This window comes from Variovorax sp. PEI5, assembly GCF_056679935.1.
Genome location: NZ_JBWXPH010000002.1, coordinates 390,570 through 403,304, shown reverse-complemented (window position 1 = coordinate 403,304; position 12,735 = coordinate 390,570). Strand labels below are relative to the sequence as shown.

Below are 12,735 nucleotides of genomic sequence, written 5' to 3'. Positions count from 1 at the left end.
TTTCTCCCGAATCCAAGGAGACCGAAATGGCAAGGCATTCGAACCGACTCGCCTGTGTGCTGACAGTCGCCCTGCTGGGCGCCGCGACCGCCCGGGCGCAGACGCCACCCGACCTGCAGGACCTGGTCGGCGCGCGCGGCGCGGGCGGCGAGACCCAGATGCAGGCGCGCGGCTACCAGCTGGTGCGCGCGACCCGGGTGCGCGACCAGTCCTGGACCTTCTGGTGGAGCGACGTCCAGCGTGCCTGTGTGGCGATCTCCACCACCGAGGGCCGCTATGCCGCCATCAACCGCATCCCGGATGCGAACTGCCAGCCCGGCGGTGTCGCCGGCAACACGCCGCCGCAGCCGCACCGGTCCGATGCGATCACCTTGGTCTGCTACGGGCAGGGCGAACACGCGGCCTACACCAGCCACTCGGGCTATGAATGGAACGACAAGCGCCAGCACTACGAACCCGTGCAGCGCATGGAGACCGGCACCGAGCAGTTCCAGACCGGCGTGCAGTTCGACTTCCGCGACGGCGGCGGCCGCGTGCACCTGAGCGGCAAGCTGATCCCGCCCTTCAATTCGGGCGGCAGCGATGGCTGGTGGCCGCTGGAGGACGTGCAGATGTCGCCGGACCGCATCAATGCGCGCTACCACGTGAGCGGCCTGAACCGCGCCAGCGTGGTCATCGACCGCCGCAGCGGGATGGTCGAGATCAAGGGCATGCCCGGCTTCAACGGCAAGTGCGATGCCGGCGACTGGGGCGCGACCCGGCGCTTCTGACGCGATGGTCACGACCCGCCTCCAGGGCGGTGGCATGCCCCCGCCAGCGCACCCTGGGACGCTTGCCATCCGGCTCTCCACGCTCGGGTGGGCGGCGCTGGCGCTGTGCTTCCTGGCCGGGCTGCCGGTGCTGCTGGGCGCGACCTGGTTCGCGGTCCCGGCACTGCTGCTGCTGGCGGCGCTGGTTGCGCTGCCGCTGGCCTGGCTGTGGCGCCGCCTGGTCCGGCGCGCGACCGCGCGGCCGTTCTTCCGGACGTGGCTGCGCGCTGGCATCGGGCTGTGGTTCCTGCTGTGCGGCCTGGCGGCCGCGCCCGTGTACGTGCTGGCCATCACCACCGAGACGCGGCCGGCCATCGTGCCCACCGTCACCCTGAGCAACGGCCCGCGCACGGTGGTGCTGCAGGGCATGCAGCACGTGGGCGCCGAGCGCTTCTACCAGGCCATCATCTACGACCTGGAGCAGGCCCTGGCCGAGGGCTATGTGCTGGCCTACGAAGGCGTGGCCGACAGCGATCCCGAAGCCGATGCCTGGTTCCGCCGCAGCCTGTCGCATGGCAAGGACCTGGGCGACAGCTACCGGCAACTGGGCCGTGCCTGTGGCCTGTCCTACCAGATCGACTTCTTCGGCCCGGTGGTGGCCGATGCCAAGGCGCATCCGGAACGGCACGTCACCATGGACGTGGACACGCGAGCCATGAAGGAGGAGTACGACCGCCTGATGCGGTCCGACCCGAAGTTCGCCGCCGCCATGCGCCAGCGCGATGCCGACGCCGACAAGGACCAGGCCGCCGACGACGACGCACCGGACCTGCTGACGCGCTTCATCGAGCGCCGCAACCAGGGCACCGATCCGCGCCGGGACACCCTGGTCGGCACGCTGTGCCGCGGTCTCATGACCCATGTGATGCGCCGGTCGAACGCGGGCGGTGGCGAGCTCGATCCGGTGGTGCTGGACTTCCGCAACCGCAACCTGGCCCGTCGGCTGCTGACCGACCCGCGCGCGAAGATCTACGTCACCTACGGCGCGGCCCACCTGCCTGGCGTGATGGCGCTGATGAAGGACGAGCCGGGCTGGAAGGTCGGGTCGATCAAGTGGATGCGGACCATCGCGGCGCCCGAGCACCTGGAGGGCACGCTGTAGCGAGTGGGCGGACGGGAGATGGCGCGACGCATGCCTCCGGCGCATGCTCGTGGACCCATCCGCGCCGCGACGCGTCGCATCCGCGCGGTCGGCGTGTCGGCCTGCAGGGCCGCGTGGCGAGGGCCTGCATATTCATGGCTGCTGAGCACATCGTCGCCGATATGAACGACCCAGAAACCATGTCCGAGGAGTCGACGCTTCGCAAGGTGTTCGAGGCCTCGCCTTCGTTCCTCCATGTGCTGCGTGGCCCCGATTTCGTCTTCGAATACGCGAACGACGCCTATTACCGTCTGGTCGGCCGCCGCGACCTGATCGGACGACCGGCCTTCGAGGCCATGCCCGAGGCCGCCGGCGATTTCCCCCGCCTGATCGCGGAGGTCATGGCGACGCAACGGCCGTTCCACGGCCACGAGGTCCCGGTGATGCTCGCGCGCACCGCCAACGGGGCGCCGGAGGAGCGCCTGATGGACCTGGTCTATGTGCCGCTGATCGACCCCGATGGCCGCTGCACGCGCGTCCTGGGGCACGGAACCGACATCACGGAGAGCGTCCTGCTGCGCCGGCGGGCCGAGAAAGCCGAGCGGATGTCGCAACAGCGCCTGACCGACGCGCTGTCGGCCGGTCGCATGATCGCGTGGGAATGGGACATACAGACCGATGCGCTGACGAGTCGTGGCGCCTGGCTGGAGCTGTTCGACCGCCGGGAGCCGCTGTTCACGACCGGCCGCGGCGCCACGGCCTTCCTGCATCCGGACGATCGCCCGGCGCGCGTGGAGACGGTGCGTGTCGCCGTCGACCGGGGCACCTCCTGGCACATGCAGTACCGGGCGCTGCATCCGGATGGCACCATCCTGTGGCTCGAGGAGCGCGCCACGTCGTCGCGCGATCCGGTCACCGGGCACCAGATCGTCACCGGGCTGGTCTGGGACATCAGCGCCCGCAAGAAGGCGGAGGAGGAACTGCAGCTGGCGGACCGCCGGAAGAGCGACTTCCTGGCGACCCTGTCGCACGAGTTGCGCAACCCGCTGGCGCCGATCCGCAGCGGACTGCAGATCCTCAAGCGGCTGATGCCGGACGACGCGCAGATCAACAGGACGCGCTCGATCATGGAGCGCCAGCTGAGCCACCTGGTGCGCCTGATCGACGACCTGATGGAGGTGAGCCGCATCAGTCGCGGCAAGGTCATGCTGCGCCCCAAGCCGCTGCGCCTGGGATCGGTGCTGTCGAACGCGGTGGAGTCGGCCTGGCCGACGATCGAGGCCAAGTCGCTACAGCTGCGACAGGTCCTGGGCGAGCCGCTCACGGTCGATGGCGACAAGAACCGGCTGACGCAGGTGTTCGCCAATCTGCTGGGCAACGCGGTGAAGTTCAGCCCGCCCGGCTCGACGCTCGGCCTGACGATGCGGCGCGAGGCGGACGAGGCCGTGGTGCTGGTCGAGGACGAGGGCCAGGGCATCGACGCGGCTTCGCTCGACACGGTGTTCGATCTCTTCGCGCAGGGTCCGTCGCACCAGATGAGCGGCAGCCTGGGCATCGGCCTCGCCCTGGCGCGCCAGCTGGTGGAACTGCACCGGGGCAGCATCAGCGCCCGGAGCGGGGGCAAGGATCGCGGCAGCACGTTCACCGTCCGCCTGCCACTGGCCACCGCGGGCCTGGCGCCGGACGACCCGGCCGAGGACGACGGCCCGGCCGCCCCGGTGATTCCGGGGCGCGCGCGGGTGCTGGTGGTCGACGACAACCAGGACGCCGCCGACACGCTGGTGGCCTGCCTCCGGCTCGAGGGCCACGTGGTCGACGTGGCCCATGGCGGCCCCGCCGCGCTCGAAGTCTTCGACCGGCTGGATCCGACCTGGGTGCTGCTGGACATCGGGATGCCCGGAATGGACGGCTACGAGGTGGCGCGCCACATCCGCGCGCGCCCGGCCGGGCGCCAGACCCGGATCGTCGCCATCACCGGATGGGGCCAGCCCGAGGACAAGGCCCGCGTGCTGGCCGCCGGCTTCGATGCGCACCTGACCAAGCCGGTCGACCTGAAGGCGCTCGCGGGCGCGATGCGGAACGAGGCGCTGCGCTGACGCCGCCGGGGGCCGTCGTCTTCAGCCCAGCGCCGGGCGGCGCGGCGTGCCCATCATCCGCTCGACCGTCGCCGCGCAGCGCAGCATCGTCACCTCGTCGAACGGCCGCGCCGCCACCTGCAGGCCGATCGGCATGCCCTCGTCGTCGAAGCCGCAGGGCACCGAGATCGCCGGCAGGCCGGTCAGGTTGAAGGGATAGGTCAGCCGCCACGACGCCGCCAGCACGCTCTCGTCCCGGTCGCCGGCGCGCACGTGGGTGGCGCCGCGCTTCCAGGCCGTCAAGGGTTCGGTCGGCGTGACGATGACGTCGACCTGTTCGAAGAGTTGCCTGAACTCCTCCGCCATGCGCGCGCGCACCTGCTCGGCCTTGAGGTAGTCGACCGCCGTCACCAGCCGGCCGAGCTCGACCAGGTCGCGCACGTCGGGCTGGAACTGCGTGCTGCGGCCCTCGGCGACGGCGCGGTCGTGGTAGGCCCCGGAGGACGCCAGCTCGATCGCGAAGATGGCCGCCAGCCCCAGCTCGAGGATCGGCATGCGCGCGCGCCGCACCCGCGCGCCGGCGCGCGCCAGGTCGGCGATGCGCGCGTCGATGCAGGCCTGCACGGCCGGTGTGTTGCGGTCCATGAAGTGGTTGTCGATGACGCCGATGCGCAGGCCCCGGACGCCCCGGCCGAGGTCCTGCGCGTGGTCGGGCACCGGGCGGTCCTGGCAGGCCGGGTCGCGCGGGTCGTAGCCGGCCAGCACGTCCAGCGTCAGGGCCGCGTCCTCCACCGTGCGGGTCAGCGGACCGGGATGGTCCAGGCTCCAGCTGTGCGGCACGATGCCGTGGCGGCTGACGCGGCCGAAGGTCGGCTTCAGCCCCACCGTGCCGCAGAAGCTGGCCGGGATGCGGATCGAGCCGCCGGTGTCCGAGCCCATGCCCATCGGCACCAGCCCGGCCGCCACGGCGGCGCCGCTGCCGCCGCTGCTGCCGCCCGGGATGCGCTCCAGGTCCCAGGGGTTCGCGGTCGGCGGGCTCACCGTGCCCCAGGCGAATTCGTGCGTGCGCGTCTTGCCGATCAGCACGCAGCCGGCGGCGCGCAGGCGCTCGGCGCAGGCCGAATCGGCATCCTGCGGGAAGGCGATGCCAGCCGCCGTGGTGCCGGCGGTGGTGGGCTGGCCGCGCGTCAGGTAGTTGTCCTTGAGCGCGACCGGGATGCCCTCCAGCGCCCGCGCGCCATGGCGCCGGCGCCGCCGGTCGGAGGCGCGGGCCTGCGCCAATGCGTCCTCGGCGACGTGGACGAAGCCGCCCAATCGCGTGTCGAGCGCGCCGATGCGCGCCAGCAGGTGCCGCGTCACCTCCTCGCTGCTGGTGCGGCCGTCGGCCATCAGCGCCCGCAGGCGGGCCATGGAGGCCCAGTGCAGTTCGTCGTCGCTCATCGCCCGGCCCGGCGGTAGGCAGCGGTGGGCTCGAAGATCACGGCCGGATGCAGGTCGGCCAGGTCGACCGTGCGCAGCCGGGCGATCTCCTCGAGGATCGGCGCGCCCGCGGCCAGCAGGGCCTCCAGGCGCTCGGGCGCGAGCGGCGTGCCGGTGACCTGCCGCAGCAGCGACAGCGCCGGGGCGGCTAAAGTGTTCTCGGTGTCCATGGGTGGTTCCTCGTTGATGGCGTGGCCTGCGCAAGCAAAGACGAGGCCCGCTGGCCGGTGACTTGCAATCGCCCGGCCATGCCGCCGCGACGAGGGCGGGATTGGTGCGGCAGGCGGCTTCGTGGTGCGGAGCCCGCCGGCCGGGCACCCTTTTGGATCGTCGTTCAAGTGAGTTTCCAATGAAGAAAACGCAGCACAGGGCGGCCCCGGTCGCGACCCAGCGCACGCCGGCCGGCGCGGCGCGCCCCAGGACCGCCGTCGCGCGCCGCCGGACCACCGCTCCGGCCCCGGCTCCGGCCCTGGCGACCCCCGCCATCGGGGCGCGCCTGCGCCATGCGCGCCACGTCAAGGGCCTGCTGCTCAAGGAGCTGGCCGAGCGCGTCGGCGTCTCGATCAGCCTGATCTCCAAGTACGAGAACGACAAGGTGCTGCCGCCGCTCACCGTGCTGCATGCGCTGGTCTCGGCATTGGAGACCAACATTGGCGCGCTGTTCGAGCCCCAGTGGGAGCCGGGCGGCCACGTGGCGCGCGCCGGCCAGCGCCCGCGCATCACGGCCGGCGGCGATGGCGAGCACGAGGGCGTGACGCTGGAGCGGTTGGTGCCCAACGGGCAAGGGCACCTGCTGCAGGCCAACATCCACATCGTGGCGCCGGGCGGCGGCAGCATGGGGCCGATGCGCCACGAGGGCGACGAGATGGGCTATGTGCTGGAGGGCCGGCTCGAGCTGCGCATCGGCGAGACCGTCTACGAACTGGCCGCCGGCGACAGCTTCTCGTTTCCCTCGACCGTGGAGCACACCTACCGCAACCTCGGCGACGTCGTCGCGCGGGTGGTGTGGGTGAACACGCCGCCGACCTTCTGAGCCGGCCGGCGTCGACGTCGGCGCCGGCGTCATCGGCTGGCACGTCGCTTGCAATGCCGTTTGCATGGCATTCAAGCGAGGTGAAGACATGGTGCAGGCGGTGGCTCCGGTGCGCGTGGCGTGCTGCCAGTTCGCGCCTGTGGTGGGCGACAGATCGGGCAACCTGGCGCGCGGCGCCGACCTGATCGGACGCGCGGCGCGCGATGGCGCCGATCTCGTCGTGCTGCCGGAGCTGGCGAGTTCGGGCTATGTCTTCGAGACCCGCGCCGAGGCCCGCTCCCTGGCCGACCGCTACGACGGCGGCGCCGCTCCCGCGCTGTGGACGCGGCTGGCGCGCGACCTCGGCATCCACATCGTCGGCGGCTTCTGCGAGGACGCCGGCGGCGCGCTGTACAACGCGGCCGCCGTGATCGGCCCGACCGGCCCGGTGGGCCTGTTCCGCAAGGTCCACCTGTGGGGCGACGAGAACCTGTTCTTCGCGCCGGGCGACCTGGGCTTCCCGGTCTTCGCGACGCCGCTGGGCACGTTGGGCGTGGCGATCTGCTACGACGGCTGGTTCCCCGAGACCTACCGCACCCTGGCCCTGGCCGGCGCCGAGCTGGTCTGCGTGCCGACCAACTGGGTGCCCATCCCGGGGCAGGACCCGCAACGCGAGGCCATGGCCAACGTGCTGACCATGGCCGCCGCGCACAGCAACTCGATCTGCATCGCCGCCGCCGACCGCGTGGGCACCGAGCGCGGCCAGCCCTTCATCGGCCAGAGCCTGATCGTCGACCACACCGGCTGGCCGCAGGCCGGCCCGGCCTCGGCGACCGGCGAGGAGATCCTGTTCGCCGACCTGGACCTGGCCGCGACGAAGCGCGCGCGCTGCTGGAACGACTTCAATCATCCGCTGCGCGACCGACGCGCAGAGGCCTATCACCTGTGATTCCCTTGAGGAGGATGCTTCCCATGTCCGCGCTATCCATGTCTTACGTTGTGTCATTGACACGCCGCTCCGTGCTGGCCCTCGCGGCCCTCGCCGCCTTCGGCGCCCATGCCGCCGATCCGATCCGCATCGGCGTGCCGGTCGGCCTGTCCGGCGCCAACAGCGTCGTCGCGCCCTCGGTGGTGCAGTCGGCCGAGCTGGCCGTCGAGGAGATCAATGCCAAGGGCGGCGTGCTCGGGCGCAAGCTCGAACTGGTGGTCGCCGACGACGCCAGCGGCGCCGCCGGCGCGCAGAAGGCCTTCGACTCGCTGATCTTCCAGAAGAAGGCCGACGTGCTGATCTCCATGGAGACCAGCGCCGCGCGCAATGCCGGCCTGCCGATCGTGAATCGCGGCAAGACGCCCTTCATCTACACCTCGTTCTACGAGGGCCGCTCCTGCAGCAAGTACATGTACGTCAATGCCTGGGTGCCGGACCAGCAGGTGGCGCCGATCGTCGACTACTTCATGAAGGAGAAGAACGCCAAGACCTTCTTCCTGATCGGCAGCGACTACGCCTTCGGACGCGGCATGCTGGAGTTCACCAAGGGCTACATCGCCAAGAAGGGTGGCAAGCTCGCCGGCGAGGAGTACCTGCCGATGGATGGCAGCGACTGGACGCCCATCATCAACAAGCTCAAGAGCGCCAAGCCCGACGCCATCATCACCAGCACCGCCGGCGGGGCGCCCAACGTCACGCTGACCAAGCAGCTGCGCGCCGCCGGCATCAACCTGCCCTATGGCAACCTGGCGGTCGACGAGGGCACGGCCAAGGAGATGGGCGCCGATGCCGAGGGCATCGTGATCTCCGGCTCCTACCTGACCAACATCGACAGCGCCAAGAACAAGGAATTCCTGGCCGCCATGCGCACGAAGTTCGGCGACAAGCTCAAGACGCCCAACGACCTCTCCGTGCCGCAGTACGAGGCCATCTACCTCTACAAGGCGGCGGTCGAGAAGGTCGGCGGCACCGATGCCGAGAAGGTCATCCCGGCGCTGGCGCAGGTCAGCTTCGAGGGCCCGCGCGGCACCCTGCAGATGAACAAGCAGCGCCACACGCCCTTGACGATGTACCTCGGCCAGGTGCAGAAGGACGGCAGCGTGAAGCTGCTCGACACCTTCAAGAACGTCGATCCGGGCGCGCAGTGCCCGAACCTCAAGGCCTGAGCCCGCGGAGCTCGTCGCCGTGTCGTTGTTGTTCGACGTGCTCAGCACGGCGGCGATCCTGTTCGTCGTCGCCTGCGGGCTGCTGCTGATCTTCGGCGTCATGAAGATCATCAATTTCGCCCATGGCGGCTTCCTGACGCTGGGCGGCTATGTGCCGCTGCTGGCGCAGCAGGCCGGCCTGGGTCCCTGGTGGGGCGCATTGGCCGCGCTCTGCGTGGGCATGGTGTTCGGCGCCGTGGTCGAGCGCACCATCGTCAAGCCGCTGCACGCGCGCCCGCTGGACGCCATCCTGGCCACCTGGGGGCTGGGCATCGTCATCGGGCAGGTCATCACGCTGGTCTTCGGGCGCGGCGTGCAGTTCGTCGAGAGCCCGCTGGCCGGCACGGTGGAGGTGCTGGGCACCGAGACCTCGCTCTATCGCCTGGCCTTCGTCGGCATCGCCATCGTGGTGGCGCTGGCCATCGCGGCGCTGCTCAACGGCACCCGGCTGGGGCTGGTGACGCGCGCGGTGACCATGAACGAGTCCCTGGCGCGCGCACTGGGCGTCAACAGCGCGGCGGTGCGGCTGTCGGCCTTCGCCCTGGGCGCCGGGCTGGCCTGCCTGGCCGGCGCATTGATCACGCCGCTGTCCAGCGTCGACCCCAACATGGGCGTGCCCTGGCTGACCAATGCCTTCATGCTGGCGATGGTCTCGGGCACCTCGTTCGGCGCGCTGGGTGTCGCCTGCCTGCTGCTGGGCGGCGCGCAGGTGCTGGTCAGCGTGCTGGTGAGTCCGATCCTGGGCTCGCTGACCATCGTCGTGCTGGGCGCCGTGGCCCTGCGCATCCGACCCGGAGGCTTCGCCCGTGGCTGATCTCGCCTTGCCTGCGGCGATCGCGCCGCGCCGCCGCCTGGGCGCCGGCCACGCCGTGCTCGTGGCGGCCCTGCTGCTGGTCGTCCTCGGCCCCTGGGTGCTGCCGGAATTCGCGCAGAACACGCTGGTGCGCTCGTGCCTCTATGCCGTGGTGGCGATCACGGTCGACCTGCTGTGGGGCTACACCGGCATCCTGACCTTCAGCCAGGCCACCTTCTTCGGCATCGGCGCCTATGCGGCCGGGCTGGTGTTTACGCACGTCGGCTTCACGCCGGGCATGGCGCTGGCGGCACTGGCCGGCGGCATCGCCGTCAGCATGGTGGTGGCGGCGCTGGTGGGCGTGCTGAGCTTCTACCCGGGCGCGACGCCGCTGTACGCATCGGTGATCTCGCTGGTGCTGCCGATCGTCGCGACGCAGGTGATCTTCGCCGGCGGCATCTTCACCGGCTCGTCGAGCGGCCTGTCGGGCTTCGAGAGCTTCGATCTCGACATCCGCGTCTGGCTGTGGATCTCCGGCGGATTGCTGGTGGCGGCGACGCTGGGCGCGTTGCGCTTCGTGCGCAGCGACACCGGGCGCCTGCTGACGGCGATCCGCGAGAACGAATCGCGCTGCGAGTACCTGGGCGTCAACACCTCGCGCGTGAAGACCCTGCTGATGGTGGCACTGGCCGGCGTCTGCGCGCTGGCCGGTTTCGTCTATGCCTGCTATGGCATGGTGGTGGCGCCCGAGATGGCAGGCTTCCAGTTCGGCACCGAGCTGATCATCTGGGTCGCGCTCGGCGGGCGCGGCACGGTGCTGGGGCCGGTCTTCGGCGCGCTGGTGATCGACGTCGGCTCGGCCTACCTGAGCGGCGACCTGCCTTTCGTGTGGAAGCTGCTGCTGGGCGTGGCCTTCGTCTTCGTGATCGTGGTCATGCCCAAGGGCCTGCTGCCGGCGCTGGTGCGGCGGCTGCGGCGCACGCCGCCCGCGCCGGTGCCCGGCACGCTGGCGCCGGCGCCCGACCAGCCACTGGCCGGCCTGGACAGCCGGGGCCGGCTGGCCCTGAAGGTGGAGGGGGTGGCGCGGCATTTCGGCAGCCTGACGGTGCTGCGCGATGTCAGCTTCGATGCCCGCCATGGCGAGCTGCTGTCGCTGGTCGGGCCCAACGGCGCCGGCAAGACGACGCTGATGCGCTGCATCAGCGACGGCGGCGAGCGCAGCGCCGGCCGCATCGAACTCAACGACCACGACATCGGCCGGCTGCCGCCCTTCGAGTGCGTGCGCCTGGGCATCGGGCGCAAGTTCCAGACCGCCAACGTGTTCGACGAGCTCAGCGTGCTGGACGCCCTGGCGGTGGCCCGCACGCGCCTGGCCCGGCCCCGGCTGTGGTCGCGCACCACCACCGTGGCATTGCCCCGCGCCTCGCTGGCGATCGTGCGCACCACCGGGCTGGACCAGGTGCTGGAGACGCCGTGCCGGCTGCTCTCGCACGGGCAGAAGCAGGCACTGGAGCTGGCGATGGTGCTGGCGCTGGACCCCAACATCGTGCTGCTCGACGAGCCCACGGCCGGCCTCACCAAGCCGGAGCGCACGCAGATCGGCGAGACCCTGCAGATGCTGGCGGCGGAGCACCAGATGTGCGTGGTGCTGATCGAGCACGACCTGGACTTCGTCTGCGACATCAGTTCGCGCGTGATCGTGCTGCACCAGGGCCAGATCGTGCTGGATGGCTCGGTGCGGGACGTGGTGGAGAGCGAGCTGGTGCGCGACATCTATTCCGGCGCCGCCGCGCTGCCCCCGGAGCTGGCGTCATGACGATGCTGGCGCTCGAAGGCTTCGGCTGCGGCTATGGCCAGGCGCGGGTGATCCGCGATGTCGGCCTGGAGATCCGCGCCGGCGAGGCCCTGGCCCTGCTGGGCAAGAACGGCATGGGCAAGAGCACCCTGCTCAAGGGCATCATGGGCTTCCTGCCGCCGATGGCCGGCGGCGTGCGCTTCGACGGCGCGCCCCTGCCCTGGGGCGTGCCGCACCTGCTGGCCGCGCGGGGCATCGCCTATGCGCAGCAGGAGAAGTCGGTGTTCCAGGACCTGACGGTGGCCGAGAACCTGAGCGTGGCGGTGCCCGACAAGGCGCGTCTGAAGCGCGGGCTGGAGCGCATCGGCGGCTACTTCCCCTTCATTCCGCAACGGTTGCGGCAGAAGGCCGGCACGCTCTCGGGTGGGGAGCAGAAGATGCTGATCCTCGGCCGCGCGCTGATGGCCGAGCCAAAGCTGATGCTGGTCGACGAGATCACCGAGGGCCTGCAGCCCTCGGTCATCGAACGCATCGCCGGCGTGCTGCAGGCCGAGCGCAAGGCCTCGAACATCGCCATGCTGATCGTCGAGCAGAACGTCGCCTTCGCGCTGAAGACGGCCGACCGCTTCGCCATCCTGGACCGGGGCGAGCTCGGCGAGCAGGGCCGCGCCGACGCGCCCGGTGCGCAGGCCATGATCCTCGCGAGGCTGGGCGTATGACCTTCTCCATCGTGGCGTGCTGCGCCCGCACCGGCGAGCTGGGCGTAGCCGTGGCGACGGCGGTGCCGGCGGTCGGATCGATGTGCCCGTACCTCGAGGCCAGCGTCGGTGCGGCATCGACGCAGTCGTGGGTCAACCCGTACCTGGCGATCGATGCCCTGGCGGCGATGCGCGCGGGCGACCCGGCCGTGGACGCGCTGGCCGCCGCGCTGGCGGCGGACGCGGCCTCGGCCGGCCGGCAGATCGGACTCATCGGCGCGACCGGGCCCGGCCTGGCCTTCACCGGCGCCGACTGCACGCCCTGGTGCGGCCAGTTCACCGGCGACGACTTCGCGATCCAGGGCAACATGCTGGTCGGCGAGGCCACGCTGACATCGATGCGCGAAGCTTGGCTGGCCGATCCATCGGCCGACCTGGCCGAGCGGCTGATGCGGGCGCTGGAGGCCGGCGATGCCGCCGGCGGCGACTTTCGCGGCCGGCAGTCGGCGGCCCTGCGGATCGTCGGCACCGAGGCCTATGCCGCGCTGGACCTGCGGGTCGACGAGCACGTGGCGCCGGTGGCCGAGCTGCGGCGCGTGCTGGGCATCGCGCGGCGGCAGCTGCTGCCCTTCGTGCAGGGGATGCCCCGGCGCGACAGGCCCGGCCGCGCCTTGCCGGCCGACGTGGCGGCGATGCTGCTGAAGCCCCCGCCCGAGCGCGGCTGAGGCGACGATGATGTCGGTCGCGCGATCGCGCGAGTGCTGCGGTCGTGCCGCGCATCGCGCATCCGACCGATCTCG

12 protein-coding genes are annotated in these 12,735 nt (G+C 71.2%); 10 read left to right on the top strand and 2 right to left on the bottom strand.

The window, feature by feature from the left end:
* Positions 1-26: 26 nt before the first annotated feature.
* The 3 genes from AC1MLT_RS18335 (at position 27) to AC1MLT_RS18325 (ending at position 3,986) form a co-directional block, all read left to right on the top strand.
* Positions 27-770, top strand: a complete 744-nt coding sequence (locus AC1MLT_RS18335; RefSeq protein WP_481035531.1) for a hypothetical protein — start codon at positions 27-29, stop codon at positions 768-770.
* Between the two features lie 4 nt (positions 771-774).
* Positions 775-1,911 (top strand): hypothetical protein, encoded by a 1,137-nt coding sequence (locus AC1MLT_RS18330; RefSeq protein WP_481035530.1) that lies wholly within the window; start codon positions 775-777, stop codon positions 1,909-1,911.
* A 161-nt stretch (positions 1,912-2,072) separates the two neighbouring features.
* On the top strand, positions 2,073-3,986 hold the full coding sequence (locus AC1MLT_RS18325) for a hybrid sensor histidine kinase/response regulator (protein ID WP_481035529.1): 1,914 nt from the start codon (positions 2,073-2,075) through the stop codon (positions 3,984-3,986).
* 21 nt (positions 3,987-4,007) lie between these two features.
* Here AC1MLT_RS18325 and AC1MLT_RS18320 read toward each other — a convergent pair whose 3' ends face one another.
* A complete protein-coding gene (locus AC1MLT_RS18320) occupies positions 4,008-5,405 on the bottom strand; it encodes an amidase (protein WP_481035527.1) in 1,398 nt (465 codons plus the stop codon).
* A complete protein-coding gene (locus tag AC1MLT_RS18315) occupies positions 5,402-5,614 on the bottom strand; it encodes a hypothetical protein (protein ID WP_481035526.1) in 213 nt (70 codons plus the stop codon). Before AC1MLT_RS18315 ends, AC1MLT_RS18320 begins: the two co-directional genes overlap by 4 nt.
* Before the next feature lie 179 nt (positions 5,615-5,793).
* Here AC1MLT_RS18315 and AC1MLT_RS18310 point away from each other — a divergent pair, with 179 nt between their 5' ends.
* The 7 genes from AC1MLT_RS18310 to AC1MLT_RS18280 all read left to right on the top strand — a co-directional run bounded on the left by AC1MLT_RS18310 (position 5,794) and on the right by AC1MLT_RS18280 (position 12,660).
* A complete protein-coding gene (locus tag AC1MLT_RS18310) occupies positions 5,794-6,477 on the top strand; it encodes a cupin domain-containing protein (protein WP_481035525.1) in 684 nt (227 codons plus the stop codon).
* Positions 6,478-6,565: 88 nt separating this feature from the next.
* On the top strand, positions 6,566-7,405 hold the full coding sequence (locus AC1MLT_RS18305; RefSeq protein ID WP_481035848.1) for a nitrilase family protein: 840 nt from the start codon (positions 6,566-6,568) through the stop codon (positions 7,403-7,405).
* A 38-nt stretch (positions 7,406-7,443) separates the two neighbouring features.
* Complete coding sequence (locus AC1MLT_RS18300; protein WP_481035524.1) at positions 7,444-8,610, top strand: substrate-binding protein; 1,167 nt, start codon at positions 7,444-7,446, stop codon at positions 8,608-8,610.
* A gap of 19 nt (positions 8,611-8,629) precedes the next feature.
* Entirely contained in the window at positions 8,630-9,463 is an 834-nt protein-coding gene (locus tag AC1MLT_RS18295; protein WP_481035522.1) for a branched-chain amino acid ABC transporter permease, read from the top strand.
* Entirely contained in the window at positions 9,456-11,258 is a 1,803-nt protein-coding gene (locus AC1MLT_RS18290; RefSeq protein WP_481035521.1) for a branched-chain amino acid ABC transporter ATP-binding protein/permease, read from the top strand. The genes AC1MLT_RS18295 and AC1MLT_RS18290 overlap by 8 nt, the downstream gene beginning before the upstream one ends.
* Positions 11,255-11,956, top strand: a complete 702-nt coding sequence (locus AC1MLT_RS18285; RefSeq protein ID WP_481035520.1) for an ABC transporter ATP-binding protein — start codon at positions 11,255-11,257, stop codon at positions 11,954-11,956. The genes AC1MLT_RS18290 and AC1MLT_RS18285 overlap by 4 nt, the downstream gene beginning before the upstream one ends.
* Positions 11,953-12,660: a DUF1028 domain-containing protein gene (locus tag AC1MLT_RS18280; RefSeq protein WP_481035518.1), complete on the top strand. Its 708-nt coding sequence runs from the start codon at positions 11,953-11,955 to the stop codon at positions 12,658-12,660. The genes AC1MLT_RS18285 and AC1MLT_RS18280 overlap by 4 nt, the downstream gene beginning before the upstream one ends.
* The last annotated feature ends 75 nt before the right edge of the window (positions 12,661-12,735 follow it).

Coding starts and splice junctions, on each gene's coding strand:
- AC1MLT_RS18330 (WP_481035530.1), top strand. CDS start 775: ATGGTCACGACCCGCCTCCAGGGCGGTGGCATGCCCCCGCCAGCGCAC.
- AC1MLT_RS18335 (WP_481035531.1), top strand. CDS start 27: ATGGCAAGGCATTCGAACCGACTCGCCTGTGTGCTGACAGTCGCCCTG.
- AC1MLT_RS18280 (WP_481035518.1), top strand. CDS start 11,953: ATGACCTTCTCCATCGTGGCGTGCTGCGCCCGCACCGGCGAGCTGGGC.
- AC1MLT_RS18310 (WP_481035525.1), top strand. CDS start 5,794: ATGAAGAAAACGCAGCACAGGGCGGCCCCGGTCGCGACCCAGCGCACG.
- AC1MLT_RS18325 (WP_481035529.1), top strand. CDS start 2,073: ATGAACGACCCAGAAACCATGTCCGAGGAGTCGACGCTTCGCAAGGTG.
- AC1MLT_RS18320 (WP_481035527.1), bottom strand. CDS start 5,405: ATGAGCGACGACGAACTGCACTGGGCCTCCATGGCCCGCCTGCGGGCG.
- AC1MLT_RS18285 (WP_481035520.1), top strand. CDS start 11,255: ATGACGATGCTGGCGCTCGAAGGCTTCGGCTGCGGCTATGGCCAGGCG.
- AC1MLT_RS18300 (WP_481035524.1), top strand. CDS start 7,444: ATGTCTTACGTTGTGTCATTGACACGCCGCTCCGTGCTGGCCCTCGCG.
- AC1MLT_RS18315 (WP_481035526.1), bottom strand. CDS start 5,614: ATGGACACCGAGAACACTTTAGCCGCCCCGGCGCTGTCGCTGCTGCGG.
- AC1MLT_RS18305 (WP_481035848.1), top strand. CDS start 6,566: ATGGTGCAGGCGGTGGCTCCGGTGCGCGTGGCGTGCTGCCAGTTCGCG.